Raw genomic sequence first — 26081 nt, 5'->3', positions numbered from 1 at the left:
GCTTACTCCGGCGTTAGAAAGGAGCGATCGCTCTCGCCCAGAATAAAATCAACGATTTCCTTCACATAGGCATTGTCGCTGTCTTGCGAAAGCTTACCCGCGCGCTGTTGAAACGACCCCTCGCCTTTGGCCAAAGCCTGAAAGGCGGCGCGCAACGCGGCGATATCGGCCCGCGCAACCCCGCGCCGTTTAAGGCCGACGAGGTTCAGACCATCCAGCTTGCCGCGCGGCCCCTGCACCAGCCCATAAGGCATGACATCATTTGTCACCATGCAAACCGCGCCAATGATGGCCCCATGGCCGATACGCACCCATTGATGCACACCGGACAAGCCGCCTACGATCACGTCATCTTCGATCACGCAATGGCCGGCAATGGCGACCGAATTCACCAGAATGACCCGATCGGCGATATGCACATCATGCGCAACATGGCAGCCGGCCATGAACAGACCGTCATTGCCCACGCTGGTCAGTCCGCCGCCACCTTCGGTGCCCGCGTTCATGGTGACATGTTCGCGAATGCGGTTGCGCGCCCCGATGCGCAGCTTGGAGGCCTCGCCCTTGAATTTCAGATCCTGCGGGATTTCACCCAACACAGCAAAACTGAAAACGCTGGTGTCTTCGCCGATTTCGGTATCGCCACAAACCACAACATGAGATTTCAGCGTGACGCGCGCGTGCAGAACCACCTGCGCCCCAACAGTGCAAAACGGCCCGATGACGCACCCAGCCGCAATCTCTGCGCCCTCTTCGATCACCGCTGACGGGTGAATCTGCGCCTCTGGAGAAATGGCCATTCGCGTCACTCCTTGGGCAATTCCATCATGGCGGTAAACTCGGCCTCGGCGGCCATTTCACCCTCGACCTCAGCAACGCCAGAGAACTTCCAGACTTTGCCGCCAGGTTTGCCGCGGGTTGTGGTCAGCTTCATTTTCAGCACATCACCGGGCACCACCATGCGGCGGAATTTGCATTTGTCGATGGCCATGAAATAGACCTGCATGTTCTTGTCTTCCATGCCCAGCTCTGTGCCGACCATCACCGCGGCGGTCTGCGCCATCGCCTCGACGATGGTGACACCCGGCATGATCGGATTGCCCGGGAAATGCCCCTGAAAATGCGGTTCGTTCATGGTGACATTCTTAATGCCGGTCGCCGATTGATAGCCGTCGATATCAACCACTTTGTCCACCAGCAGGAAGGGATAGCGATGCGGAATGATCCGCTGGATCAGATGAATGTCTGCGCTTTTGAATGACTCGCTCATTGCAGGCTCCTGCTGTTTTTATTCTTGTCTCACCCTGTCCCTAGCAACCCCGGCGGCGCAGGGCAAGCAGGCAGGGCCTTGCCTAATTGTCGGTGGGGGATGCGTCTGTATTGTCGGCGCTGTGCCCATCACCAATCAGCGTATTGGCCACCTGCAACACGCGATCCGTGATGTCCAAAGAACTGCTGGAGGCAAAAGTGGCGCGTTTTTCCAGGATGATGGACGCGCCCCGTTCGGTCAGCACGCGCTGAAGCACCGGCGAAAGCGACGCAAAGAAATCACGCCGCGCCTCTTCGGCCTGGCGCACGATCGTGCGTTCTTTTTCGTCCTGAATATTGCGAATTTCCTGCACCCGGCCATCAAAGGCATCCGCCAATTTGCGAAAATCCTCGGCTGGCATGGTTTCGCGTTTTTTTGTCAGCTCTTCTTCCTCGGCGGCCAGTTCAGCAGCGATCTGCCGGTTTTCTGCCAGCAGCACGGCCTTGGCGGCCTCCTGCTCTGCCAAGGCGCGTTCGCCAAAATCTGATCGCAGGTAAAGCCGCTCAGAATCGATGATGACAATCTGGCTGGCCGTCGCAGGCGGCTGCTGTTGCGCCGAAACAGGGGCCAGCGCGAAACCGGCCCCCAAGAGCATCACCGCAAACGCAAGCGCGCGCACTTTAGAACTCTGTCCGGATCGTCAGGTTAAAGTTCTGTTCCTTGTCAAAGCTCTCTTTCTTGAGGGCTTTTGAGAAGTTGAACTGCAGTGGCCCAATCGGCGTATCCCAGAAGACCGAGACACCAACCACATGGCGCAGGCTGAAATCATCGGAGACAACGCCAGGCCCGGTGGCGTCCACGCCCCAGACCGAACCGACATCGTAAAAGACACCGCCTGAGATGCCATATTCTTCCGGCAGACCCAGCGGGAATGCGGCTTCAAAACGGGCGACAGCAAAATATTTACCGCCCAAGCCATCGTCCGCACCGCCAGAAATCTGTCGCGGGCCGATCCCGAAAGGTTGGAAGCCGCGGAATTGCTGGCTGGAAGGTACAAAGCGATCATTGATCCGAGAATCATTGTTCGGCGTGTAAAGGAAACCGCCTTCGACCGAAGCCCGCAGCGTGACATCGCCGCTCAGCACTTGGGTTTGGGCAATCGCCTTTGCAGAGGTGCTGACATAATTGATGTCGCCGCCGACCCCCGCGTAATCCTGACCAAACTCAAGCAGGACACCAGCATCCGGGTTCAGCCCGCCAATACGAGTGTCGTAGATGTAAGTATACCCAAGCGAGCTGCGCGCCAGCGTGCCGCGCGCGGCTTCGGCGTCAATCAGCACCCCGAGATTGGTGCCCGGGATCGACATGTCGACCGACTCATAGGTATAGCGCAGCTGCACGCGGCTGTTTTCGCCAGTGGAGAAGCCGATGAATGGTTCAAACTTACCAACCGTGTTTTCATAGCGGACCTGATTGAAGGTCAAATCGCGGTAGGTCCCGCTGAACCCAACCGCCACGTCGCGCCCAAGAAACGCCGGTTCCGTGAAGCTAAGTTCATAGTTGTTCACATCCGGCGAGGTCGACACATTTGCTGTAAGTCGCTGCCCGCGCCCGAGGAAGTTGCGCTCGGAAAAGCCCACGACCAGGCCAAAGCCCGTATCGGTCGAATAGGTACCACCAAAGGACAGAGAGCCTGTGGGCTGCTCTTCCACGTCGACGTCCACAACAACCTGATCCGGGCTGGAGCCTTCGCGCGCATTCACGTCGGTGGATTCAAAGAAACCAAGCGCGCGGATGCGTTCTGCGGCTTCGCGGATTTCACGTGGGTTAAACGGATCGCCCTCGGCAATTTTGAACTGCTGGCGCACAACGCGATCAAGCGTGGTGGTATTGCCTTCGATATCAATCCGCTCGACGAAAATACGTGGACCACGCACAAGCGCGAATTCAACATCCAGCGTCAGATCGCGATCATTGCGGGTGATGCGTGGCTCGACCCGCACGAAATCAAGCCCTTCTTTGATGGCCAGACGCTCAAGGCGCGAGATCGAATTTTCAACGAGACTGGGTGAATAGGTCACGCCCGGCCGCACTTTCAGTGCGTCTTGGAACAGCTCCACATCCACTTCGGGCAGGTCGCTGGATGCGGTCACTTCACCAAATGAGAACTGCTGACCCTCTTCGACGTTGAAGGTCAGGAAATAACCGTCACGCTCGCGCGCCAACTCGGCATTCACGCCGGTGATGCGGAAATCCACATAACCGCGCGATTGGTAAAAATCAGTGAGAACCTGCTTGTCAAATTCAATGCGATCCTCAACCAGTGTGTCGCGTTTGACCAGCGCACGCAGCAGGCCTGCCTGTTTGGTGCTCAACACGCGGCGCAAGCGGCGGTCGCTGAAGGTGCGGTTGCCGACAAAGCTCAGGCGTTCAATTTCAGCCAGCGCCCCTTCGAAAATTTCAAAGACCAGATCCGCCCGATTGTCAGAACGGCGGATCACACGTGGGGTCACACGGGCGGCGATACGGCCACTCTGGGCGTAGGCTTCGGCGATGGCATTGGCGTCCCGCTCGGCGACGGCCGGGTTCAGCACGCGGCGCGATTGGCTTTCTATGACTGCCTCAAGTTCATCGTCTTTCAGGCGGCGATTGCCTTCAAAGCGGATGACGTTGATTGTTGGGAATTCGACAACGGAGATTTCAAGGCGATTGCCGCGCGGGGTCAGTTCAACGGTTTCAAAAAGACCCGTGGCCAGAATACGCTGATAGGCTTCATTCAGATCGCCGGCAGAAACAACCTGCCCCTGACTGATTCCCGCGTATGAGGCGATGGCAGCATCCTCAATGCGGTTGTTGCCCTCGATCACCAGCCCGTTAAAGCGATAGCTTTGTGCATTGGCCGAGTCGGGAGCCAACAGAAAGCCCGTTGAAACCAATACGGAAAACGCAAAGGCCGTCCGGCGCAAAACCCCACGATGTTGTTTCTGCGCCCGACCGGCACCCCACATATGCTCTCTCATAACCCCAAATCCTGTCAGACATCCCAGTTAAGTTGTGAGTATCGGGAAAGGGCCAACTTGTCAAAAACAGACGCGCCCCCGGAGGGGGGCGCGTGCGAAAAAAGTCAGGCTGTCGTGCGAATGTCGCAGCGGCTTAGTGCCAGAACAGCCCCATGCTGCCCAATTGGGCACCAACGCCCAGAGACAGAAGAATAGCGGCAGGGTACAGCAGACGCTCCCAGTTCACGTCCAACAGCACGCCCATCGCTTGATAGCCGTTTTGAATCGTTTGCATCAGGGTCTCCCAATTTCAAAGTACCTGCGTGAGAACATGCAGGTGAAATCGGGCAAGAATGGGGCAGCAATGGGGGCATTGGGGGGCATTGGGGGCAAAGGCACGCGCAGCGCCCTGCCCCACACTGGGTGTTAGTGTGCCGTTACGGGCAGAACAGATCGTTGCTGACACCAAAGAGCATCAGGCTCAGGATCAACACCAACCCGACTGTCATCATCACCCGCATCACTTTGTCATTCGGGGGTTTGCCGCTGACCGCTTCATAGGCATGAAACACCAAATGCCCGCCATCGAGCACCGGGATTGGGAAGAGATTGAGCAGGCCAATTGCCGTCGACAAGACCGCAATGAACCAGATGAAATTCTGTGTGCCCTGGCTGGCCATGGCACCCGAGGTCTGGGCAATGCCAATGGGGCCAGACAAGTTACAGCTGCTGATCGCGCCTGTCACCATGTGATAGAGCCCGGACAGCGAGCCATTGATGATGCGCAGTGTCTGGGACACGCCGCCTGAGACAGCCGCCCCGACGCCAACGGATTCGCGCGCTGGCTCAAACGCCAGACCACCGCCGATGCCAATGCGCCATTGGGTCTGAAACCCACCATCGGGCAGCGGCTCGTCCACGCGGCGCGGCGTCAGGGTGAAATCCCCTTCGGTTCCGTCGCGCCAGACCCGCAGCGCCAGCGCCGCACCGCCAGAGCCTTCCACCGCATCCTTCAGCTCGCGAAAGGCCGCAATCGGCACGCCGTTAATGGCGGTGATGACATCACCAGGCGCAAGCCCGGCGTCAATCGCCGCGCTGCGCGGCGACAATTGCAGCACGATGGGCGGATAGAGGTAGGGCCCCGGGACGGTGATCACATCGCCATCGCGATCAACCTGATATGGGACAATCTCCGTGGTGCGCAGCGCCGCAAGAAAGGCGTCATTTGCTGCGCTATCGGACAGATCCGGCAGGTCCTGCCCGTCAATGGCCAGAACCACATCGCCGGTCTGCAGTGCCGCGCCCTCGGCGGGCAAATCGCGCAGTTCACCGACAATCAGCCGCTCGCCAATGGCCCCTTGCGACAGGATCACCCCGGCAAAAATCAGGATCGACAGCACAAAATTAAAGATCGGCCCTGCCGCAACCGTGGCAGACCGCGCCCAAAGCGGCGCGCCGTGCATTGTGCTGCGCAACTCTTCTTTGCTGAGCGATGAGATCACCTCGCCATCCTTGCCCGAGGCCGCATCGCTGTCGCCCTTAAAGCGCACATAGCCCCCCATCGGGATCAGCGCGACCTGCCATTTGGTGCCGCGCTTGTCATGACGCGAAAACAGCACTGGCCCAAAGCCCAGCGAAAACACCTCTGCATGGATGCCCGACCAGCGACCAACAATGTAATGGCCGTATTCGTGGATCGCGACAATCACCGAAAGCGCGACAACAAAGGCAATCAGGGTCAAGGCCCCGCTTTGAAACTGCGGCAGAAAAGAAGTGAGGTCCAAAATGGATTATCCTTTGTCGGTTGTCATCTGCGGCATCGCAAAGTCTTGCGCCAATCTGCGCGCGATTTTATCGGTCTGTTTCACAGTCTCAAGCGACATTTCCGCCTGAATAAGACTGCGGTCAGCCGCCAGTTTATTGAGGGTTTTTTCAACCACCTGCGCCATATCAAGAAATCCGATGTGACCGGCGATAAAGGCGTCCAGCGCGCTTTCTTTGGCGGCGTTAAAGATACAGCCAGCCATGCCGCCGATCTCCATCACGTCCCAAGCAAGGCGCAGCGCCGGATAGCGCGCCGGATCTGGCGCGTAGAAATTCAATTGCCCGACCTGCGCGAGGTTCAGCCGCGGCACAGGCAATGGCAGCCGCGCCGGGTAATGCAGCGCATAGCCAATCGCATGGCGCATATCTGCGGTGCCAACATGGGCCATCTGCGCGCCATCGCGAAACCCCACCAAAGCGTGCACCAAAGATTCCGGGTGCACCAAGACCTCGATCTGGTCAGGCCTGACGCCAAAGAATTCTTTGGTCTCAATCACCTCGAGCGCTTTGTTGAACATAGAGGCGCTGTCGATGGTAATGCGTTGCCCCATATCCCAATTGGGATGGGTTGCAGCCTGCGCCGGCGTGGCGGCGGCCATCTGATCCAATGGCCAATCACGAAAGGCGCCGCCGCTGGCCGTGATGGTGATGCGCTCGACATCTTCGATACGCTCGCCCACAAGCCCCTGGAAAATGGCCGAATGTTCACTGTCGACCGGCAGCAGCTGCGCCTGATGCTGCGCGACGGTCCGCATCACCAGCGGCCCAGCTGTGACCAAGGATTCCTTGTTGGCCAGTGCCAGCGTCGCCCCCTGCTGAAGCGCGATCAACCCTGGCTCAAGCCCGGCCGCACCGATAATGGCGGACATCACCCAATCTGCTGGCATCGCCGCAGCCTCGGCCAACGCGGCAGGCCCTGCCGCCGCCTTGACGCCTGATCCGGCCAGCGCAGCGCGCAGATCCTCAAGCCGTTCGGGAAAGGCGGTGACGGCAATCTCGGCCCTCAGATCAATGGCATCACGCGCCAGCAGCGCCACATTGGCCCCGCCCGTCAGCGCCACAACCTGATATTCGGCACGCGCGCGCCGCACGAGGTCAATCGTGTTCTGCCCAATGGACCCGGTTGCGCCAAAAATGGAAAGGCGTTTCATGCTCACTCCGCTTCGTCAGTGCTATCTAGCCCGGAAATTGCGGCAGGCCAACCAGCACCGAGATCACAAACATCAAAAGCGCAGCAGCGATCAGACCATCAAATCGATCCAGCAGCCCCCCGTGACCGGGGATCAGCGCGCTGCTGTCCTTGACGCCATAGCGCCTTTTGATGGCACTTTCAGCGATATCCCCGAGCTGGCTGGCAAACGACAGGCCAACGCTGAGAAAGGCAAACTCGGCCCCGCCCACGGCAAAGCCCAGAATGGCCGAAGCCACCCAACCCGCCGCCGTGCCGGACCATGTTTTCTTGGGGCTGACCGCAGGCCAGAATTTCGGCCCACCCAGGATGCGCCCGGCGAAATAGCCGGCCACATCCGTCACAACAACCACCGCGCCGAGCCACAGCACGGTGTCCAAACCGCGAAAATCGCGCAAGAGCAGCACGCCGAAGCAGGCAAACATCAACCCCAGCGCATAGCCGCAGAAAATCAGCTTATCGCGGCCAATGAAAAACGCCCCGACAAAGGCCGGAATGGCTGTCGCAAAAAGAAAGTATTTTTCTGGGAGAAACACGATGCTGCACAGGGTTGCCGCCGTGACGAGCCCAATGAGAGACGCAAATTCACGCGGCTCCGGCTTCATGATGCGTGAAAGTTCCCACATCATCCCGCCCCCAATCAGAGCGATCAACAATAGAAAAGCAACACCGCCATACCAAAGTGCGCCCAGCCCCACGACGAGCATGACGATTGCGGAAAAAAAGCGTGCCTGCAAATCCCCCCATTTGCCGCGCGCGCTCATGCAGGGACGGCCCCAAAGCGGCGCTTTCGCCCGCCAAAAGAGCCAACAATGCGGGTGAATTCCTCTTCCGTGAAATCCGGCCAGAGCGTGTCGATAAATTCATATTCCGCATAGGCGGATTGCCAAAGCAAAAAGTTGGAAATCCGCGCCTCGCCGCTGGTGCGGATCACCAGATCAGGGTCGGGCAGCACGTGGGTGTCCAGATAGCGCGGCAGGGTTTCTTCGTCGACGTCATCGGGGCTGAGCGTACCGTTCGCCACATCGCGCGCCAAACGTTTGGTGGCGCGGGCCACCTCGTCGCGCCCGCCGTAGTTGATGGCGATCGTCAGGTTGACGACATCATTTTCGGCAGTCATCTCTTCAAGCTCATTCATCAGCTTGACGAGTTTTTCATCCAGCCGCACCCGGTCGCCGATAAAGCGCACGCGCACCCCCTCGGCCTTCAGGCCACGCGCTTCTTTGCGGATGTATTGGCGAAAGAGGCTCATCAGCCCGGAAACTTCGGACTGCGTGCGCTTCCAGTTCTCCGTCGAGAAGGCAAAAATCGTCATGTATTTCACGCCCAGCGGTTTGCAGGCGCGCACGATTTCTTTCACACGTTTGGCCCCGGCGTGATGGCCAAAAAGGCGCGGACGCCCGCGCGCTTGCGCCCAGCGTCCGTTACCGTCCATGATCAGGGCCACGTGACGTGGGCCTTCGCTCAGGCTGTCTTTGGTGGCCATGTTCACAGTAATCCGACTTATACCTGCATGATCTCGGCTTGCTTGGTCTCAAGCGCGTCGTCGATCTTTTTGATGTAGGAATCCGTCATTTCCTGCATCTCGCCTTCCCAGAGTTTCTGGTCATCCTCGGACATGCCGTCGTTTTTGGCTTTCTTGATCTGATCCATCCCATCGCGGCGCACGTTGCGCACGGACACGCGGGCGCTTTCGGCGTATTGACCAGCCACTTTACCCAACTCGCGGCGACGCTCTTCGTTCAGCTCTGGGATTGGCAACATGATGATGGTGCCATTGAGCTGCGGGTTGATACCCAGGCCCGACTCGCGGATCGCCTTTTCGACTTTGCCAACAAGACCTTTGTCCCAGACATTGATCGTCACCATGCGTGGCTCCGGCACGTTCACGGTGCCAACCTGGTTGATCGGTGTCATCGAGCCATAGGCATCCACTTGCACTGGTTCCAACATGCTGGCCGAGGCCCGGCCGGTGCGCAATGACGCAAATTCTGTTTTCAGATTGGCCATCGCGCCTTCCATGCGGCGGGTCAGATCATCGGTATCAAGCTCAAATTCTTTGTCTGCCATAGCTTTTGGTCCTGCGTTACGGGGCGCACCCAATTTTTATTTGGGTATACCGCCTTTTGCCTTTGGATAACAACTGTCGTTATGCCCGCCTCAGCAATCACGGTCGGGCCATCATGGGGCAAGGCGCGCCTGCCCCACGTTGATCATGTGTCAGAGTACTTTGGTATAGGTGCCTTTGCCCGCGAGAATGCCGCGGAAGCCACCGGGTTCATCCAGCGAAAAGACGATGATCGGCAAGTTGTTGTCGCGCGCCAAGGCAATGGCGCTTGCGTCCATCACGCCCAGGCGTTTGGCCAGTACATCATCATAGCTGACGTGATCGTAACGGACCGCATCGTCATGTTTGACCGGGTCTTTGTCATAGACGCCATCCACCTTGGTGCCTTTAAAGATCGCCTCGCATGCCATTTCATTGGCGCGCAGCGTCGCGGCGGTGTCGGTGGTGAAATAAGGGTTGCCGGTGCCGGCAGCAAAGATGCAGACCCGCTTCTTTTCAAGGTGGCGCACCGCGCGGCGGCGAATATAGGGCTCGCAGACCTGATCCATCGGGATCGCAGAAATCACGCGGGTAAAGACCCCCAGGCTTTCCAGCGCCGATTGCATGGCCAGGGCATTCATCACCGTCGCCAGCATCCCCATATAGTCAGCAGTCGTGCGTTCCATACCCTGCGCTGAGCCGGAAAGGCCGCGGAAGATATTGCCGCCGCCGATGACCATGCAGATTTCAACGCCCATCTCATGTACCGACTTTACCTCTTCGGCAATGCGCTGCACGGTCGGCGGATGCAGGCCAAAGCCCTGATCCCCCATCAGCGCTTCGCCAGAAATTTTTAGCATGACGCGCTTGTATTTGGTCTGATTTTCGGGGGATGACACGGTCATGTTGCACTCCGTCGGCACAGGATTGTAAGTTGCGCGCAAGATGTCTGAAAACGCCTTCAGGTTCAATGCGTGATCTCCGGTCAAATGGCCAGATCGCTGAAAAAAATGGATTTCCGCTTTGATCAACTTTGATTTGCTATCTCCTGAGGCACCGGTGCTGATCGCGGGGCCCACTGCCAGCGGAAAGAGCGCCCTTGCGCTGGAGATTGCCGCGCGTCAGGGCGGCGTGATTGTCAATGCCGATGCCCTGCAGGTTTATGACAACTGGCGTGTGCTCTCCGCGCGACCCTCAGCTGAGGATGAGGCCACGGCGCCACATGCGCTTTATGGCCATGTCAGCAAGACCGCGCCGTATTCAACGGGGCATTGGCTCCGCGAGGTTGCGCCCTTTCTAAGTGGCACGCAGCGCCCGATCATTGTTGGCGGCACCGGGCTCAATTTCACGGCGTTGACCGCCGGGTTGGCCGAGATCCCCGCCACACCCGAGGCGCTGCGCGACAAGGCCAATGCGATCGTCGCGCGCGACGGGATTGGCGCGCTTCTGGCCGAGCTCGATGCCGAAACCCGCGCGCGGATAGATGTGCAAAACCCCATGCGCGTGCAGCGCGCCTGGGAAGTACTCGCCGCGACGGGCAAGCCGATTTGGCAATGGCAGGATGAAACGCCCGCCCCGTTGCTGCCGCGTGATAAGGCGGCCGCTTTTGTTTTTGATGTCGACAAGCAATGGTTGAACGCGCGGATCGCGCGGCGCTTTGACCTCATGCTCAGCAGTGGCGCGCTGGAGGAGGCCGAAGCGAACCTGCCCGATTGGAACCCGGCGCTGGCCAGCTCCAAAGCCATTGGAGCGCCTGAGCTGATCGCCTATCTGCGCGGAGAAATCACGCTGGATGAGGCGCGCGAACGCGCCACCATCGCCACGCGGCAATATGCCAAACGTCAGCGCACCTGGTTTCGCGCGCGCATGAAAGACTGGACCCCGATTGCCCCCTAAGCGGGCCGCCAACGCGCGATAATTCGCCCATAATGACGTTTTTCGGACATTTTTGCCGCGCCACCCTAGGCATGCGGGCCGAATCTTGTATTCATCGCACCAACGCAAATACTGAACACCTGACCATGTCACAAATCACCATTCGCACCCTGGCGCAGCTCAGCGCCAATGACCCGGCCGCGCTGCAGCTGATGCATGTTGAAGAAGATCACCTTCTTTTGTGGATCACCCGTGGTCAGGGGGTGCTGACCCTGGATGGGCAAAGGCGCGGCTTTGGCACGCATAACGCCATATTTGTACCAGCCGGGCACATCTGGTCCATTGATCTGGGGCGCCATAGCCTTGGTCAGGTCGTGCGCATCCCTGCCGGCGCGGCCCCTGCGCTGGCCGAATTTCCGCAGATGCCGCAGCAGCTGCGCATTCAGGACGGGCTTTTGCAGGCCGAGTTGACCGGCCTTTTGGATGACATGAGCCGCGAGCAGCAGCAGTCCCGCCCATTTTTCGAAGATGCGCTCTGCGCGCAGGCCGGGTTGATTGCGATCTGGCTGAAACGGCAACTGGCGCTCCTGCCCGCCGCCAAGAAACCCAGCGCCTCTGTGCGGCTGATGACGCGGTTTTCAGCCTTGGCTGCGCAAGAATATGACAGCGGGGCCTCCATGGCGGATCTCGCCGCTAAACTTGGCGTCACCCCCACGCATCTGACGCGGGTGTGCAAGCAATCCTCTGGGCTGACCGCGGCGCAAATTCTGACGCAATGCCTCACCGTCGCCGCGCGCAAAAAACTGCAACGCGAACAGACATCCTTCAAACAGATTTCAGAAACGCTCGGGTTTGCGAGCCCGGCCTATTTCACGCGGTTCATGCAGCAGCATTGCAAGGCCACGCCTACAGAAATTCGACGTAAATCCAAGGCCTTGCAGCCGGTTTAGCCACTACCCCAGATAATTTTTACGTAGTTCTGCGTTTCGCGATAAGGCGGAACGCCGCCATATTTGCGCACCGCTTGCGGCCCCGCATTATAAGCGGCGAGCGCCAGTCGCCAGGACCGGAATTCGCGATATTGTTCTGCCAAATAACGCGCGCCCCCTTCCAGGTTCTGCGCCGGATCATTCGCATCCACCCCCAGCAGCCGCGCAGTGCCAGGCATCAGCTGCGCCAGGCCCATTGCCCCTTTGTGGGACCGGGCACGGGCATTCCAGCCGCTTTCCTGCTGCACAAGGCGCAGGAACAGGTCGACCGGCACGTTGTGGCGCAGCGCCGCACTGCGGGCGAGATCAATATATGGTCCGCGGTACTTGCCCTTATAGGGCTGGGTGCTGCCCCATTTTGTTGGCGTCACCACATTGGCGGGTTGCAGCCGAACGGAGTTTTTGTACTGCGCCGCAGCGCGGGTATCCAAGACGCTGGTCTGGCTTTTGAAAAGGCTGGTGCGGGACTTGCTGCCGATGATATCACCGGCACCCACAGCGGTGCCCAGCATGGCGCTGGTCAGGCCAAGTGCGCCTGCCATAAGAACGGCAAACCCCAGTCGCATAGTCACTGTCCCTTCACGATACCGCGCAGGCACCTGCGCAGAATTCACGCGAATATAACGTTGTTTCTTGATTTTTAAAGCCTTTGCGTTTCACTCTGTCAGCGTACGCAAGTTTCTGCTGGCCTTCCTTTCTTTGGGGTGGTGTATGTGGACGCGATTTTGAAACACGATTCACGGGGAAGAGCTCTATGGCCGGATCACTGAACAAAGTAATGCTGATTGGTAATCTGGGGCGTGATCCAGAAGTGCGTTCCTTCCAGAATGGCGGCAAGGTCTGCAACCTGCGCATTGCCACTTCGGAAACCTGGAAAGACCGCAACACTGGCGAACGTCGCGAAAAAACCGAATGGCATTCGGTTGCGGTGTTCAGCGAGGGGCTGGTGCGCGTCTGTGAGCAATTTCTGCGCAAGGGCTCCAAAGTCTATATCGAGGGCCAGCTGCAAACCCGCAAATGGCAGGACCAATCCGGTCAGGACCGTTACAGCACCGAAGTGGTGCTGCAAGGCTTTGGCAGCACATTGACCATGCTCGACGGGCGCGGCGAAGGCGGCGGCCAAGGCGGTGGCGGCGGCTACCGTGGCGGCCAGGGCGGCAGCTACGGTGGCGGTGGTCAAGGCGGCTATGACAGCGGCCAGCAAGGTGGCGGCGGTGGCTTCGGCGGCGGTCAAAGCAGCGCCCCCTCGCGCGATCTGGATGACGAAATCCCGTTCTAAATTTCAAAGCCCCGCAATCGCGGGGCTTTGTTTTTGTAGCGTATCATGACTGCATCAGAATTTCGCAACCAGTGATTTCCAGCCATCTTCTGTCAGGGCGGACACCAGATAGTCAAAGGTCAGGCGGATGCGGCGGCTGGTTTTGATTTCCCGGTGTGTGACAAGCCACGTGGGCACAGCAAAACTCGGCAGGTCCGGCAATACGCGCGTGAGAGCCAAGCGGCCCTCGGCGACGCTTTCGGGCAAGATGGCAATACCCGCCCCGGCGCGGGCCAATTCGTACATGGCGCTGCCGGTGGAGGAGGTGATGGCAAAACTCTTTGCATTCACCGCGATCCCCAAAGCGGCCAGTTGCGGGATGAGCCTTTCAGGTGATTCATAGCCAATAAACTGCGCGCGGCTCAGATCGGCGGGGCTGCTGACCGGACCAAGCCGGCGCATGTAGCTTTCAGAGGCAAAGAGAGACACGGTGATGTCGCCAATGCGCTTGGCAATCAGGTCAGGTTCGTCGGGGCGCACATGACGCAGCGCAATATCAGCATCCCGCCGCGAAAGGCTTTTCAGATCATTGGCGGCAATCAATTCGATCCGGATGCCGGGGTTCACCGCCTGCATTTCAACCAGCACCGATGGCAAGGCAAAGGCCGCCATTGCATCGCTGCAGGTGATGCGCACAAGCCCTTCGACAGTCTGGTTCTGCCCCGTGGCGACACGCGAAATCTGTGTGGCGGCCTCTGCCATATGCCGCACCTGCGGCAAGAGCTGACGGCCCGCCTCGGTCAATTGCATGATACGTGTGCCGCGTTCAAACAGGGTGACTTGCAGCGTGTCTTCCAAGGCCGAAATCTGCCGGCTGAGTGTCGGCTGAGTTTGCCGCAGCGCCCGGGCCGCGCCCGACAATGACCCATGCTCCACCGTCGCCAGAAAGGCGCGGATATGGTTCCAGTCAAAATCTACAGCATCCCAGTTCATCTATTTGCGTATACAAGACCCAAGATTTTCGTCAATTCCATTCAAATTTCACAGAGGTGAAGATGTCGCAAAAAGGATCTACCGATGTCTCACCCTGCCCCGAACCGTGGCCAGATGCTTGCGATGCTCTGGCTCTTTGCCATTCTCAATATTCTCTTTCGTGACATTCACGAATTAACCATTGCCGCTAATGTCGAAGAAATTCTGACAGGTCACGTCAATGGCAATCCAGTCACCGAGAGCGTGTTGCTCATGGGGGCCCTTGCGGTTGAGATCCTGCTGCTTGCCTTCGTGCTGTCGGTTCTGGCCCTGCCACGCTGGGCCCGGCGGCTAAATCTTGGTGCCGCCCCCGTGGCAGGCGCGGGCCTTTTTCTGGGCGTGCCCAACGATCCGGATGACATCTTTTTTGCGGTGGTGGTTCTTGTGACACTTGCGGTCATTTTTGTGCTGGCGCTGCGCTGGCCGATCACGGAACAGGCGCAAAGCGGGGCACAAAATGACTGACGCGCCGCTTTTGCTCAGCGCTTTGCAGACCGATCAGAAAACCGCCCGTGCGCCGCGAATTTTGCCACTGTTTTCAAAGCGTCTTGGCAGTTGGCACATCAGCGTCGGACGCGAAGAATATGACGCGGCGCAGCTCTCGACACAGTATGACGCGCTGTCGCATAAATGGGCGCGCAAAATTGACAGGCTTGGCTTTGGCGCGGCCTATGCGGCGCTGATCCAAAGTGTTGCGGCGCAACCGCGCTATGCTTTGACCACGCCCAAACCACATGTGGTTGACATTGGCATCGGCACCGGCGCTTTGGCCGGGGCCTTTTGCCAGTATCACCACACGCCCGTGCATCTGACCGGGGTCGATATTTCCCCCGCGATGCTTGGGCAGGCACAGCGCAATCTTGACGCGCTTGGTGTGCACGCCACCGTGATTGAGGGCAGCCTATTGGCCTTGCCCCTGGCGGATGAAAGCTGCGATGTGGTGCTGTTGGGACATGTGCTTGAGCATATGCTCAACCCGCATTTGGGCATGGCAGAAATTGCCCGCGTGCTGCGCCCCGGCGGGCTTGTCATCAGCGCCATCACCCGACCGACCGCGCTTGGCGCTGTGATCCAATTGCTCTGGCGCACGCAGCGCATCAGCGAAAGCCGTGCCAAAGCGCTCTTCACCCAAGGTGGATTGATCGATATTTCGGCAATCCCACTGGCCAGCGCGAGGCTCGCGCACCAGCTGAGCATGGGGTATGCCGCCCGCAAACCGGGGGCATAACCCAGGCTCGCAGCGCGGTTTAGGTCCGCGCCGCCAGCGCGTCAGACAAGAGTTTCAGCACCGCATCCTTTGGCACATCCGCCGTCACGAAGGCCTCGCCAATGCCCCGCGCCAGAATAAACCGCAGCTGGCCATCAACCACCTTCTTGTCTTGCCCCATCAACTCCACCAGCGCTTCGGCCGATGGCAAATCGCCGTCGATATCGCTGAGGTCAGTCTTCATGCCCATCGCCCTCAGGTGCGCGCGCACGCGGCTGGGATCTTCCTGACTGCACAGCCCAAGGCGCGCCGACAGCTCAAACGCCAGCGCGCAGCCAATCGCCACCCCTTCGCCATGTAGCAGCCGGTCGCCATATCCGGTCGCCGCCTCAAGCGCATGACAGAAAGTATGACCCAGATTGAGCAATGCGCGATCGCCTTGTTCCGTCTCGTCGCGGATCACGATATCGGCCTTCATTTCGCACGACCGTTTGACCGCAGCGATACGCGCGCCCATATCGCCCGCCGCCAATTTCGGACCCTGCTGTTCCAACCAGTCAAAAAACGCCGCATCGCCTAGCAGCCCGTATTTGACCACCTCGCCATATCCAGACAGCAGATCACGCACGGTCATGGTGCCCAGCACCTCGGTATCGGCCAGCACCAATGTCGGCTGATGAAACGCACCTATCAGGTTTTTGCCCTGCGGCGCGTTGATGCCGGTCTTGCCGCCAACCGAACTATCCACCTGTGCCAGCAGCGATGTCGGAACCTGCACAAACCCGACCCCACGCCGCAGCGTGGCGGCGGCAAAGCCGGTCAGATCCCCGATGACCCCGCCACCAAGCGCGATCACCAGATCTTTGCGCTCGACTTTTTGGGACAGAAGCCATTCGCTGACCTCTTGGTAATAGCGCCAGCTCTTGGTGCTTTCCCCCGCCGGCAAGACCAGCGCCTCGCTTGTGATCCCGGCATGCGCTAGCCCGTCTTGCAGCGCCTTAAGATGCAGCGGGGCAACGTTTTCTTCGGTCACAATCATCATACGCTTGCGCGGGCTGACAGCGCTGATCAAATCCCCGGCGCGGGCCAGCAGGCCGGGGCCAATGTGGATATCATAGGCGCGTGCGCCGAGGCCAACATGGACGGTTTCCATGGTTATCTCTCCAGTACATCCGGGCGGGTCAGCAGCGCGGCAAGCACACGATCCGCCATATCTTCGATCGAATAAGAAGCATGCGACTTCACCGACAGATCGGCCTTGGCATAGACCGGCACACGCGCCTCATAAATATCGGTCAGCGTGGCTTTGGGGTCGGCGGTCCGCAACAGCGGGCGCGTGTCCTTGTGGCGCACGCGCTGCCAGAGCAGCTCCAGATCCGCGTCCAGCCAGACGGCCACCCCTTTTTCGGCAATCATCGCCCGATTGACATCAGACAGAAAGGCCCCGCCCCCGGTGGATAGAATGCCGCGCTCTTCTTCCAGCAGCCGGTCAATGACCTGCGTTTCTTTCTGACGAAAAAACGCCTCGCCGTCGCGCGCGAAAATCTCTGCGATTTCCATATTGGCCGCCTTCACGATTTCAGCATCCGAATCGAGAAAAGGCACATCCAGCTTGGCCGCCAGCGCCCGTCCGACAGCCGTCTTACCGGCCCCCATCATCCCGACCATGACAACAGTTTTTTTGAGTTTCATGCCAACATCAGCCCCGATATGGGATTTTAGGCCCCAGCCCGGCCAAAATCCGCCATTTGGCACTGAATGACGTGATCTTGCGTAAAAGGCCAGTTATAATGCGAAAAAAATATACGGGCGAGATTGGGGACACATATGGGCAAGCTGTTCAGAGCAGTGTTTTTTTTGATAATTCTGATTGCCATCGGACTGATTGGCTATGCCTATATCGGCCCGATTTTTGGCGCGGATTTTTCTGCCCCGCAACGTGAAATGCGCGTGACGGTGCCGCTTGATGGCAGCTAGGCCCCATTGGCTGGCGGTTGCGGCCGGGCTGCTCGCAACAGAGTTGGCCGCAGAGACCCATACGCCATTATCGGCCATTGATTGGCTGAACCAAACGCCAACCGTCACATTAGACATCACAGGCGAGCCGCCCGTGGCCGAGGATGGGGACACGCCCGACGTGGCAGTTGATCCGCTGGACGACACGGGCCGCGATGCGGTGGGCCTGCTGCCCAGCAGCGTCACCGGCCTGCCTGCCAACCTCTGGCAAGCCAGTCGCGCAGAACGTTTGGCAGAGCTGGTCAATGAACAATCCGCCGAGGCGCTGCCAGCCATTCAGGCGCTGACCTATACCCTGTTGCTGGCAGAGGCGAACCCGCCCTTTAACAGCGCTGGCAATGACGCCTTACTGCTGGCGCGGGTCGATCAGCTGATGGCGATGGGCGCGATTGAACAGGCCCATGCGCTGTTGCAGCGGGCGAACCCCTCGGTGCCCCACCTGTTTCAGCGCTGGTTTGATGTCTCTCTGTTGCTGGGCGAAGAACAAGAGGCCTGCACCGCGCTGCTGGCCGCGCCGCGCCTGACGGATGACTACGCCAGCCGGATATTTTGCCAGGCGCGCGCGGGTGACTGGACCTCTGCGGCGCTCACGCTGAATTCAGCCCAACTCTTGGGATTGATCAGCGAGGAAGAAGATGCGCTGCTGTTGCGGTTTCTCGATCCGGAGCTGTTTGAAGGTGAGCCGCTGCTTGTCAGGCCGACAGATCCGAATCCACTGAAATTCCGCCTTTATGAGGCTATTGGCGAAACTCTGGCCACCACCACCCTGCCCCGCGCCTTTGCACATATCGACATCGGCCCGAATGCCGGGTGGAAAGCGCAGCTTGATGCCGCCGAACGGCTGGCGCGCTCTGGCGCGCTGCCGGAAAACCGGTTGTTTGGCATCTATACCGATCGGCGTCCCGCGGCCTCTGGCGGCGTCTGGGACCGGGTCGCCGCAGTACAGGCCTTTGATCGCGCGATTGCCGCTAAAGACGCGCGCGCGGTCGCCAAAAGCCTGGAAAGCGCTTGGATAGCCATGCGCCAGGCCCGCCTAGAGGTGAGCTTTGCCCGGTTTTACGGCCCTGCGCTGGAAAAGATCGCACTCAGCGGTAATCCTGCAACTCTGGCGAGAGAAATATTGCTTCTCTCCCCCAACTATGAAACCGTGGGCCAACGAGGGCCAAAAGACTATTTCGCAGGGCTTGCCACCGGAACCCCGCCGCGACGCGCCGACACCGGCTTGAAACAAGCCGTTTCCGATGCGTTTCACGGGGCGGGTGTGCCGCAAACTCTGTCAAATCACTTGGCGCGGGGACAACTGGGCGAAGTGATTTTACAGACGATGACGCTATTCTCAAAAGGAGCCGCAGGCGATCTGCCTGCTTTGACGCATGCCCTGGCGACATTTCGCGCCATTGGGCTGGAAGACACCGCACGGCAGGCAGCGCTTCAAGTTCTGCTGCTAGAGCGAGGATTTTAATGAGTAATTTTAATTGGATTTCAACTTTTCTGGAAGCACAGGCCGCCGAACTGGGGGCCTCGACAAACACGCAGATGGCCTATGCGCGTGATCTGAAGGATTTTTCCGGTTGGCTTGCAGCGCAGAACATTGGCCTCAATGAGGTCAGCCGTGACGCTGTCGAAAAATATCTGGTGCATTGCGATGCGCAGGGGCTGGCAAAATCTACCCGCGCGCGGCGGCTATCGGCGATCAAACAGCTCTATCGCTTTGCTTTTGAAGAGGGCTGGATGGAGACAAATCCAGCCATTCAGATCAAAGGGCCCGGGCAAGACAAACGCTTGCCCAAGACGCTTGAAGTCATCGAGGTCGACAAGCTGATCGAGGCCGCGCGTGCATCAGGCCGCAACGCCCATGACCGGCAGCGCAATATCTGCCTGATGGAGGTGCTATACGCCACCGGCATGCGGGTGTCTGAATTGGTCTCCCTGCCCGTAAGCGCCGCGCGTGGTGATCCGCGTATGCTGCTGATCCGCGGGAAAGGCGGCAAAGAACGTATGGTGCCGTTGTCACCGGCAGCGCGCAATGCGCTGGCGAGTTGGCTGGTGGCGCGTGACACGCTGGAAGAGGCGCGCCAGCAAGATGGCAAACCTGCCTCGCGCTATCTTTTTCCAAGCCGGGGCAAGCTGGGCCATCTGACCCGCCACAGGTTTTATGCACTGATCAAGGAATTTGCCGTGACCGGCGGGGTCAACCCGGACAAAGTCACCCCGCATACTCTGCGTCATGCCTTTGCGACCCATCTGTTGGCCAATGGGGCGGACCTGCGGTCGATCCAGACGCTGCTGGGCCATGCCGATGTCGCCACGACCGAGATTTATACCCATGTTCTTGACGAACGGCTGAAAGAGCTGGTGCTGGAAAACCACCCTTTGGCCAAAGACGGCTAGGCGCTTATCCGGCGCGGCGCAGGTCCAGTGGCAAGACCTCTTCTGAGGGCCAATAGCCTGTGCGCAGCGCGCTGTGATAGCCTTGGCGCAGGCCCGCTGCCTCCATTGCGCGGGCGGCGGCGTCATAGTCATATTTCAGGGCGCAAATCTCGACCTGCCCGCCCTGCAACAGCATGTACCGGGTTGCGGTGTCACCATTGTTTGCGGGCATGCCAATTGCCCCGGCATTGAGCCAAAGCCCCTTTGAGCTCACGCGCTCAAACGCCAGGCCTGAATGCCCGGCAATCACGGCATCCACCGCGCCGACATGCTGCGTTATTGCGGCGAACTCTTCGGCAAAGACGGCGTCAGGTGACGTTGGCCAGACAAAGCGGCTGATATCGGTGGCCCCGCCATGCACCACCGCATAGCGTCGCCCGGCGTGCGAGAAGGTGATCAGATCCGGCAGGTCTGCCATCCAGTCTCGCTGGCCCGCGTCAATGGTGTCATTGGCATGGGCGTACCAGCCCGCTGAGAGCAGATCACAGGTGGTGCCGCTGTCAAACCCGCAGCCGCAATCCAGCGCGCCTGCGGCAAGCTGCTTTTCGCAATTGCCCGCCAATATGGCGCAGCCGTGATCGCGCAGCAGCGCGACAGTCGCGGCCCCATCCGCGCAATAGGCCACCAGATCGCCGGTGCAGATCATCTGCGTGGGGGCAATACCGCGCTCTTGCGCGACACTCAGCAGCGCCTTGGTCGCCTGAAGGTTGGAATAAGGCCCACCAAACAGCAACAGCGGACCATCCAAAACACCCAGATCCACTGTTTTCATACACTATCCTTTGCTGGCACCCTTGTACGCGCGCGCGCTGCGCCCCATAACGTCATCAGTTAAGTGGATTTTTTCACCGAGGGAAATCACATCTATGGGATTGGATAGCGCCTTTTGGGTCACGGCTGGGGCCATTGCTGTTCTATTGGCACTGTCCGCGTTTTTTTCCGGAAGCGAAACCGCACTGACGGCGGCAAGCCGGGGCAAGCTGCGCAGCCAGGCGGACAAGGGCAACACCGGGGCGCAGCGCGCGCTGGATGTGACCGAAGACAGCGAACGCCTGATCGGCTCGGTTTTGCTGGGCAACAACCTGGTGAACATTCTGGCGACCTCGCTGGCCACCGCGCTGTTCACGCGCGTTTTTGGCGAAAGCGGCGTTGCGCTGGCCACTTTGGTCATGACGCTCTTGGTGCTGATCTTTGCCGAGGTGCTGCCCAAAACCTATGCCATCACCGAACCGGAAACCGCCGCGTCGCGCGTGGCCGGGGTGATCCGTGTGGTGGTCACAGTCTTTGCGCCTGTCGTCTCAGCCGTGCGCCTGCTGGTCCGGCTGGTGCTGCGTGTCTTTGGCGTGCGCACGGACCCGGACAGCCATATTCTTGCTGTGCGCGAAGAGATTGCCGGCGCGATCCAGCTGGGCCACAGCGAAGGCATCGTGGAAAAGGAAGACCGTGACCGCATTCTGGGCGCGCTTGACCTGGCCGAGCGCACCGTCGAAGAGATCATGCTGCACCGCTCGGGCATCGAGATGATCAACGCCGATGACGCCCCGGCTGATATTCTGGCGCAATGTCTGGAAAGCAATTACACCCGCCTGCCCGTTTACAAAGACGACCCCGAAAATATCGTCGGCGTTGTCCATGCCAAAGACCTCTTGCGCGCGATGCATGGGCGTCTGACCGCCGGACAATCCACCGCCGGCGACCTCACCAGCTTTGATCTCAGCCTCGTGGCCAAAAAACCCTATTTTGTGCCAGATACGTCATCGCTGGATGATCAAATGCGCCAGTTCCTGAAGCGCCGCAGCCACTTTGCCCTGGTGGTGGATGAATATGGCGCGCTGCGCGGGCTGATCACGCTCGAAGACATTCTGGAAGAAATCGTGGGGGAAATCACCGATGAGTTTGACCCAGATGATGAACACCCGATCCGTAAATCAGACGACGGGCATTTCCTGATCGACGGTGCGATGACCATCCGCGACCTCAATCGCGCCAGTGACTGGAACCTGCCGGATGATGAGGCAAATACCATCGCGGGGCTGGTGATTCATGAGGCGCAGACCATCCCGTCCGCCGGACAGGTTTTTGCCTTTCATGGGTTCCGGTTTGAAATTCTGGAACGCACGGACAACCGCATCACCAAACTCAAGATGCGCCCGCTTGAAAAGCCTTCGCGCATCGACGAGGAGCAGCGCTGAATCTCAGCTGCGCTGGAACTGACGAGCAAAGGCGCGCCGCAGGCTGGGACGCGCCGCCGGATAGCTTCGCTCCAGCGGCAGCGCGTTCAGACGCGGGCACAAGGCTGTGATGGCATCGCGCTGAGATGAACTGAAGCACCGCATATTCTCCGCATCCGGCTGCAAAGTGTCCAGCCAGGCGTCATTGACGCGCAGCACCTCATGGCGCGCAAAGAACAGCGCAAAGAAACTGTCCGGGGCCGCCACTTCACTCACACCCTCAAGGTGCAAGAGGTCAACCGCACGGGCGAGCACCTCAGTGGTGCCAAATTGCGCAGCAATTTCTGGACAAGACAGCAGAATGCGCTGCCGGGCCGAGACAATCAGCGGCTCGCTCGGGATGCCTTCGTCGATGGCATCTGCGGCGATTTCAATCGCCATTGGCACCGCTTTGTCACCCGCGACATGGCCGATCCAAAGCAGGGGTTGAAATCCGTTGTCCCGTGTCAGAACCAGATCCCCGGCGCGCAGATCATGCAGGGCGCGTAGACCGGCGCTTGTCACGACCGTGGCGGTCGCCGCAAGGCAGCTGACGCCGCGCTGATCGGCAGGGGTGGCTTGGGTGATGCGGTCAATGCCGGTGCATTGAAATCCGGCTGGGCGCAGGACGTTGGCTGCGCGGCCCTCCGCAGGTGCGGGAACAACGGCCTGCACACCGCAACGCTCTTGAACCTGCGCAAAAATATTATCCCCGAAACTGGGGAGGACGGCCTGCTCTGCAAGACGTCGATTCACAATCCGAACGCGCATTCGCTTAATCCGTTTTATCATTTTGGCCTGCTTCTGCGGGCCTGGCAATGCCCTCGGAGTAGAAGGCAAAAACGGCGGCAATTTGACTAAAACCTGATGAATTCAGGCAATATTTGACATCGCCAAGGGAATGGCCCATTTCCGTCAGAATTAATAAAATCCGCACGAAATTTGCCCAATTTCCATCACAGTACGACCGCATTGCCCGGTCACATCCTAGTCAAATTAATAAGCACGCGCACATCGCGCGCGCAAAACGAGCATTGAGACGGAGCAGACTATGCCAAGCGCAAAGATCTTGAACTGGGCCGACACCGGCACCAACGGATCCTCCACCGTCGGCAGCGGCGAGGCGGCGATGGATGTGACCATCACAACCTCCACCAATGGCGATGGGCAGACCGGCGCTATTGAAAGCCGCGGCAGCCCCGCTGCTGAAACGCTCTGGGTCAGCGGGTTGTCCGATGCTGTGACCACCACGATTGAGTTTGACGGTCCGGTCGAGAATGTGAAATTTGAACTCTTTGATGTCGACCAGAACGGCACGGATTGGGATGAGCGCGTCACCATTCTGGCCACCGACGCTGCTGGCAACATCTTTCCGGTGTCCTATTCGGATCTGCACACCACCCACAGCGCCAGCGATGGCATTCTGGACGCTTTTGGCATGGCAGACAGCGCCACCAATACCGGAGGGGCCGAAGACACCGTCAGCGTATCGATCATCGGGCCGATCACTTCGCTCGAGATCATTTTTGAAAACGGCGAAGACGCGGCGCAGACCGGCGATATCGGCGTGGGCAACATCAGCTTTGTCAACGCTTCGGTCGGAATCGTTGAGGGCACGGCCGCCGCTGATCTGATTGACGAAACCTATGTGGATGACCCCGAGGGCGACCGCGTCACCGATGGCGATGATGTCATCCATGCAGGGGACGGCAATGACACGGTTTACGCTGGGGATGGCGACGACGTGATCCTGGGCGAAGATGGCAACGACGTCTTGATTGGCGAGGAAGGCAACGACACGCTGGATGGCGGCGACGGGGATGATTACCTGCTGGGCGGCGCGGGCGACAACCTGTTTTTTGGTGGCGCAGGCAGCGACACAATTGAAACCAACGAAGGCAATGACACCGTCTTTGGCGGCAGCGGCGACGATAGCATCAATGGGCATATCGGCGATGATGAACTGCACGGCGGCACCGGCAATGACTATCTGCGCGGCAGTATCGGCAATGACACCATCTATTCGGGCGGCACCGGCGAGGGCGATGATTTCCTTTGGGGCGGTTATAACGACGACGTCTTTGTGATTGAAGATGGCTTTGGCAATGACACCATCGAAGGCGAGGACATTGATGAGGTGGATGGCGACACCATCGACATGTCCGCTGTCACCACAGGCGTCACACTTGATCTGACCGACAGCACCCCTGGCCGCGGCAGTTTTACAGACGGGACCGACACAACCACCTTTTTCGATATCGAACATATCGTATTGTCCGCTGGTCAGGATACGATTTTGCTGTCTGATGGCTCAGGCCAGGACAGCGTGACCGGCTTTACCTTGCCCAGCGAAAACAGCGACGGCAGCTATACCGCCGGCGACTTGCTGGATGTGAGCGCCTTGATCTGGCATGATGAGGAGCTTCCGATCACCACCAAGAATGTCAGCGTTTCCGCTGACAGTGATGGCAACGCGGTGCTGACTTTCCCCAGCGGCGCGGCCCTGACACTCGTCGGCGTCAGCGCAGCCGATGTTTCGGACGCCGCCGTTCTGGAGGCAATGGGCATCCCAGCGGCACCGGATGGCTATGTCACCGGCACCGAAGGCGACGATACGCTGAACATCAATGAGGCAGACACCGACGGCGACGTGATTGACGGCGACGACGCCACCCTGCCCGGCATGAGCGGCGATGACGACCACATCCGCGCCCTCGGCGGCGATGACCGGGTTTTCGCAGGCGAAGGCGATGACATCATCGAAGGCGGCGCGGGCAACGACTCGATCTACGCGCGCCTTGGCAATGACACGCTTTATGGCGGCAGCGGCGCGGACGAGCTGCAAGGCGACGAAGGAGATGACGTGTTCTATGGTGGCGATGCCGCCGATCTGCTGAATGGCGGCGACGGCAGCGACACCTTCCGCGACATCACCGATGGCGACACGATCTGGGGCGGCGAGTCTGACGGCGACAACGATGTGATCAACCTGTCGGGCGCGGGCGATTACCGCGTGGTCTATAATGAATATGACAGCGAATCCGGCATGATCGAATTCCTTGACGCGCATGGTGCCGTCACCGGCAGCGCCGAATTTGAGGGTGTAGAAACGATTGTGCCTTGCTTCACGCCGGGCACCAGGATCAACACGGCACGTGGCGATATCTTGGTCGAAGATCTTATGATCGGCGACCTTGTGAAAACCCGCGACCATGGCATGCAGCCCATCCGATGGCTCGGCCACCGTGTTTTGTCCGCACGGGAACTGGCGCAACACAGCTATCTACAGCCGGTCAAAATCGCGCGCGGGGCTTTGGGCAATGCGCTGCCCAGTCGCGACATGTGCGTCAGCCCCAACCATCGCGTATTGATCACGGACCCAAAAACCGAACTGCTGTTTGGCGAGACAGAAATTCTCGTGTCGGCAAAACATCTGATTGGCATGCCCGGTATTACCCGCGCCGATGTCACCGACATCAGCTATGTGCATTTCATGTGCGACGGCCATGAAATTGTGCTGTCTGATGGCATCTGGAGCGAAAGCTTTCAGCCCGGTGCGCAGGCCTTGGCAGGTCTGGATGACGCGCAACGCACAGAGATATTCACGCTTTTCCCGGATCTGGAGCACGCGCCGGAGGCCGTATTTACTGCAGCGCGCCCCATCCTGCGCAAACATGAAAGCGTGATTCTGCGCCACCTCTAGGGCAACAATATTCAAGCAAACGCAGCGCGCTCACACCAAAGTGAGCGCGTTTT

26 protein-coding genes are annotated in these 26081 nt (G+C 59.3%); 9 read left to right on the top strand and 17 right to left on the bottom strand.

Translation table 11 applies throughout. The features are described from left to right. Window positions 1-2: 2 nt before the first annotated feature. From lpxA to pyrH, 11 genes are all read right to left on the bottom strand, one after another. Complete coding sequence (lpxA, locus tag N6L24_RS02140) at window positions 3-800, bottom strand: acyl-ACP--UDP-N-acetylglucosamine O-acyltransferase (protein WP_271842993.1); 798 nt, start codon at window positions 798-800, stop codon at window positions 3-5. 5 nt (window positions 801-805) lie between these two features. Next, on the bottom strand, window positions 806-1270 hold the full coding sequence (gene fabZ, locus N6L24_RS02135) for a 3-hydroxyacyl-ACP dehydratase FabZ (protein WP_271842992.1): 465 nt from the start codon (window positions 1268-1270) through the stop codon (window positions 806-808). Between the two features lie 82 nt (window positions 1271-1352). Continuing rightward, window positions 1353-1928 carry an OmpH family outer membrane protein gene (locus N6L24_RS02130; RefSeq protein ID WP_271842991.1) on the bottom strand — a complete coding sequence of 192 codons (576 nt, stop codon included), beginning with the start codon at window positions 1926-1928 and terminating at the stop codon, window positions 1353-1355. A gap of 1 nt (window position 1929) precedes the next feature. Then, complete coding sequence (gene bamA, locus N6L24_RS02125; protein WP_271842990.1) at window positions 1930-4269, bottom strand: outer membrane protein assembly factor BamA; 2340 nt, start codon at window positions 4267-4269, stop codon at window positions 1930-1932. Between the two features lie 133 nt (window positions 4270-4402). Then, window positions 4403-4543: a hypothetical protein gene (locus N6L24_RS02120; protein WP_271842989.1), complete on the bottom strand. Its 141-nt coding sequence runs from the start codon at window positions 4541-4543 to the stop codon at window positions 4403-4405. A 142-nt stretch (window positions 4544-4685) separates the two neighbouring features. Next, entirely contained in the window at window positions 4686-6032 is a 1347-nt protein-coding gene (rseP, locus tag N6L24_RS02115) for an RIP metalloprotease RseP (RefSeq protein WP_271842988.1), read from the bottom strand. A 6-nt stretch (window positions 6033-6038) separates the two neighbouring features. Then, window positions 6039-7223 carry a 1-deoxy-D-xylulose-5-phosphate reductoisomerase gene (dxr, locus tag N6L24_RS02110; RefSeq protein ID WP_271842987.1) on the bottom strand — a complete coding sequence of 395 codons (1185 nt, stop codon included), beginning with the start codon at window positions 7221-7223 and terminating at the stop codon, window positions 6039-6041. Window positions 7224-7248: 25 nt separating this feature from the next. Beyond that, a complete protein-coding gene (locus tag N6L24_RS02105; RefSeq protein WP_334312306.1) occupies window positions 7249-7998 on the bottom strand; it encodes a phosphatidate cytidylyltransferase in 750 nt (249 codons plus the stop codon). A 23-nt stretch (window positions 7999-8021) separates the two neighbouring features. After that, a complete protein-coding gene (locus tag N6L24_RS02100; protein ID WP_271842985.1) occupies window positions 8022-8747 on the bottom strand; it encodes an isoprenyl transferase in 726 nt (241 codons plus the stop codon). 17 nt (window positions 8748-8764) lie between these two features. After that, window positions 8765-9331, bottom strand: coding sequence for a ribosome recycling factor (gene frr / locus N6L24_RS02095; RefSeq protein WP_271842984.1), 567 nt, complete (start codon window positions 9329-9331; stop codon window positions 8765-8767). Window positions 9332-9481: 150 nt separating this feature from the next. Then, on the bottom strand, window positions 9482-10213 hold the full coding sequence (gene pyrH, locus N6L24_RS02090; RefSeq protein WP_271842983.1) for a UMP kinase: 732 nt from the start codon (window positions 10211-10213) through the stop codon (window positions 9482-9484). A 118-nt stretch (window positions 10214-10331) separates the two neighbouring features. Here pyrH and miaA point away from each other — a divergent pair, with 118 nt between their 5' ends. Together miaA and N6L24_RS02080 are read left to right on the top strand one after the other, a co-directional pair. Beyond that, window positions 10332-11204, top strand: coding sequence for a tRNA (adenosine(37)-N6)-dimethylallyltransferase MiaA (gene miaA / locus N6L24_RS02085; RefSeq protein ID WP_442872569.1), 873 nt, complete (start codon window positions 10332-10334; stop codon window positions 11202-11204). 125 nt (window positions 11205-11329) lie between these two features. After that, the gene (locus N6L24_RS02080; protein WP_271842982.1) at window positions 11330-12133 is read left to right on the top strand and encodes a helix-turn-helix domain-containing protein; all 804 of its coding nucleotides are present in this window, start codon (window positions 11330-11332) and stop codon (window positions 12131-12133) included. On the opposite strand, the gene N6L24_RS02075 is transcribed toward N6L24_RS02080, so the two are convergent. Beyond that, window positions 12130-12684, bottom strand: a complete 555-nt coding sequence (locus tag N6L24_RS02075) for a lytic transglycosylase domain-containing protein (protein ID WP_442872577.1) — start codon at window positions 12682-12684, stop codon at window positions 12130-12132. The two genes, N6L24_RS02080 and N6L24_RS02075, sit on opposite strands and share 4 nt — an antisense overlap. A gap of 242 nt (window positions 12685-12926) precedes the next feature. Here N6L24_RS02075 and ssb point away from each other — a divergent pair, with 242 nt between their 5' ends. After that, window positions 12927-13451 (top strand): single-stranded DNA-binding protein, encoded by a 525-nt coding sequence (ssb, locus tag N6L24_RS02070; protein ID WP_271842981.1) that lies wholly within the window; start codon window positions 12927-12929, stop codon window positions 13449-13451. A gap of 54 nt (window positions 13452-13505) precedes the next feature. On the opposite strand, the gene N6L24_RS02065 is transcribed toward ssb, so the two are convergent. Further along, entirely contained in the window at window positions 13506-14423 is a 918-nt protein-coding gene (locus N6L24_RS02065; RefSeq protein WP_271842980.1) for a LysR family transcriptional regulator, read from the bottom strand. Window positions 14424-14507: 84 nt separating this feature from the next. Here N6L24_RS02065 and N6L24_RS02060 point away from each other — a divergent pair, with 84 nt between their 5' ends. Then, window positions 14508-14927, top strand: coding sequence for a DUF6326 family protein (locus tag N6L24_RS02060; RefSeq protein ID WP_271842979.1), 420 nt, complete (start codon window positions 14508-14510; stop codon window positions 14925-14927). Further along, window positions 14920-15690, top strand: a complete 771-nt coding sequence (locus tag N6L24_RS02055; RefSeq protein ID WP_271842978.1) for a class I SAM-dependent methyltransferase — start codon at window positions 14920-14922, stop codon at window positions 15688-15690. The genes N6L24_RS02060 and N6L24_RS02055 overlap by 8 nt, the downstream gene beginning before the upstream one ends. Before the next feature lie 19 nt (window positions 15691-15709). On the opposite strand, the gene aroB is transcribed toward N6L24_RS02055, so the two are convergent. Both aroB and N6L24_RS02045 read right to left on the bottom strand, forming a co-directional pair. Then, window positions 15710-16822, bottom strand: coding sequence for a 3-dehydroquinate synthase (aroB, locus tag N6L24_RS02050; RefSeq protein ID WP_271842977.1), 1113 nt, complete (start codon window positions 16820-16822; stop codon window positions 15710-15712). Between the two features lie 2 nt (window positions 16823-16824). After that, window positions 16825-17361, bottom strand: a complete 537-nt coding sequence (locus N6L24_RS02045) for a shikimate kinase (protein ID WP_271842976.1) — start codon at window positions 17359-17361, stop codon at window positions 16825-16827. 274 nt (window positions 17362-17635) lie between these two features. On the opposite strand from N6L24_RS02045, the gene N6L24_RS02040 reads away from it, so the two are divergent. Both N6L24_RS02040 and N6L24_RS02035 read left to right on the top strand, forming a co-directional pair. Further along, entirely contained in the window at window positions 17636-19147 is a 1512-nt protein-coding gene (locus tag N6L24_RS02040; protein ID WP_271842975.1) for a hypothetical protein, read from the top strand. Continuing rightward, a complete protein-coding gene (locus N6L24_RS02035) occupies window positions 19147-20076 on the top strand; it encodes a site-specific tyrosine recombinase XerD (RefSeq protein WP_271842974.1) in 930 nt (309 codons plus the stop codon). The genes N6L24_RS02040 and N6L24_RS02035 overlap by 1 nt, the downstream gene beginning before the upstream one ends. A 4-nt stretch (window positions 20077-20080) precedes the next feature. Here the strand turns inward: N6L24_RS02035 and N6L24_RS02030 are convergent, their stop codons facing one another. Then, entirely contained in the window at window positions 20081-20887 is an 807-nt protein-coding gene (locus N6L24_RS02030; protein WP_271842973.1) for a metallophosphoesterase family protein, read from the bottom strand. Between the two features lie 94 nt (window positions 20888-20981). Between N6L24_RS02030 and N6L24_RS02025 the strand changes: the two genes are divergently transcribed. Then, on the top strand, window positions 20982-22307 hold the full coding sequence (locus N6L24_RS02025) for an HlyC/CorC family transporter (protein ID WP_271842972.1): 1326 nt from the start codon (window positions 20982-20984) through the stop codon (window positions 22305-22307). Window positions 22308-22310: 3 nt separating this feature from the next. Here the strand turns inward: N6L24_RS02025 and N6L24_RS02020 are convergent, their stop codons facing one another. Beyond that, on the bottom strand, window positions 22311-23096 hold the full coding sequence (locus N6L24_RS02020) for a Hint domain-containing protein (protein WP_271842971.1): 786 nt from the start codon (window positions 23094-23096) through the stop codon (window positions 22311-22313). 280 nt (window positions 23097-23376) lie between these two features. Between N6L24_RS02020 and N6L24_RS02015 the strand changes: the two genes are divergently transcribed. After that, the gene (locus N6L24_RS02015; RefSeq protein WP_271842970.1) at window positions 23377-26028 is read left to right on the top strand and encodes a Hint domain-containing protein; all 2652 of its coding nucleotides are present in this window, start codon (window positions 23377-23379) and stop codon (window positions 26026-26028) included. Window positions 26029-26081: the final 53 nt, after the last annotated feature.

This window comes from Cognatishimia sp. SS12 (assembly GCF_028369055.1).
Classification (GTDB): Bacteria; Pseudomonadota; Alphaproteobacteria; order Rhodobacterales; family Rhodobacteraceae; genus Cognatishimia.
The sequence above is the reverse complement of the archived record's forward strand: the minus strand, read 5'-3'. Positions and strand labels throughout refer to the sequence as shown.

Bases quoted from the DNA above. Each gene is read 5' to 3' on its own strand.
- lpxA (WP_271842993.1), bottom strand. From the start codon at position 800: ATGGCCATTTCTCCAGAGGCGCAGATTCACCCGTCAGCGGTGATCGAA.
- fabZ (WP_271842992.1), bottom strand. From the start codon at position 1,270: ATGAGCGAGTCATTCAAAAGCGCAGACATTCATCTGATCCAGCGGATC.
- bamA (WP_271842990.1), bottom strand. From the start codon at position 4,269: ATGAGAGAGCATATGTGGGGTGCCGGTCGGGCGCAGAAACAACATCGT.
- N6L24_RS02120 (WP_271842989.1), bottom strand. From the start codon at position 4,543: ATGCAAACGATTCAAAACGGCTATCAAGCGATGGGCGTGCTGTTGGAC.
- dxr (WP_271842987.1), bottom strand. From the start codon at position 7,223: ATGAAACGCCTTTCCATTTTTGGCGCAACCGGGTCCATTGGGCAGAAC.
- N6L24_RS02100 (WP_271842985.1), bottom strand. From the start codon at position 8,747: ATGGCCACCAAAGACAGCCTGAGCGAAGGCCCACGTCACGTGGCCCTG.
- frr (WP_271842984.1), bottom strand. From the start codon at position 9,331: ATGGCAGACAAAGAATTTGAGCTTGATACCGATGATCTGACCCGCCGC.
- pyrH (WP_271842983.1), bottom strand. From the start codon at position 10,213: ATGACCGTGTCATCCCCCGAAAATCAGACCAAATACAAGCGCGTCATG.
- N6L24_RS02080 (WP_271842982.1), top strand. From the start codon at position 11,330: ATGTCACAAATCACCATTCGCACCCTGGCGCAGCTCAGCGCCAATGAC.
- N6L24_RS02075 (WP_442872577.1), bottom strand. From the start codon at position 12,684: ATGCTGGGCACCGCTGTGGGTGCCGGTGATATCATCGGCAGCAAGTCC.
- ssb (WP_271842981.1), top strand. From the start codon at position 12,927: ATGGCCGGATCACTGAACAAAGTAATGCTGATTGGTAATCTGGGGCGT.
- N6L24_RS02065 (WP_271842980.1), bottom strand. From the start codon at position 14,423: ATGAACTGGGATGCTGTAGATTTTGACTGGAACCATATCCGCGCCTTT.
- N6L24_RS02060 (WP_271842979.1), top strand. From the start codon at position 14,508: ATGTCTCACCCTGCCCCGAACCGTGGCCAGATGCTTGCGATGCTCTGG.
- N6L24_RS02055 (WP_271842978.1), top strand. From the start codon at position 14,920: ATGACTGACGCGCCGCTTTTGCTCAGCGCTTTGCAGACCGATCAGAAA.
- aroB (WP_271842977.1), bottom strand. From the start codon at position 16,822: ATGGAAACCGTCCATGTTGGCCTCGGCGCACGCGCCTATGATATCCAC.
- N6L24_RS02045 (WP_271842976.1), bottom strand. From the start codon at position 17,361: ATGAAACTCAAAAAAACTGTTGTCATGGTCGGGATGATGGGGGCCGGT.
- N6L24_RS02040 (WP_271842975.1), top strand. From the start codon at position 17,636: ATGGCAGCTAGGCCCCATTGGCTGGCGGTTGCGGCCGGGCTGCTCGCA.
- N6L24_RS02035 (WP_271842974.1), top strand. From the start codon at position 19,147: ATGAGTAATTTTAATTGGATTTCAACTTTTCTGGAAGCACAGGCCGCC.
- N6L24_RS02030 (WP_271842973.1), bottom strand. From the start codon at position 20,887: ATGAAAACAGTGGATCTGGGTGTTTTGGATGGTCCGCTGTTGCTGTTT.
- N6L24_RS02025 (WP_271842972.1), top strand. From the start codon at position 20,982: ATGGGATTGGATAGCGCCTTTTGGGTCACGGCTGGGGCCATTGCTGTT.
- N6L24_RS02020 (WP_271842971.1), bottom strand. From the start codon at position 23,096: ATGCGCGTTCGGATTGTGAATCGACGTCTTGCAGAGCAGGCCGTCCTC.
- N6L24_RS02015 (WP_271842970.1), top strand. From the start codon at position 23,377: ATGCCAAGCGCAAAGATCTTGAACTGGGCCGACACCGGCACCAACGGA.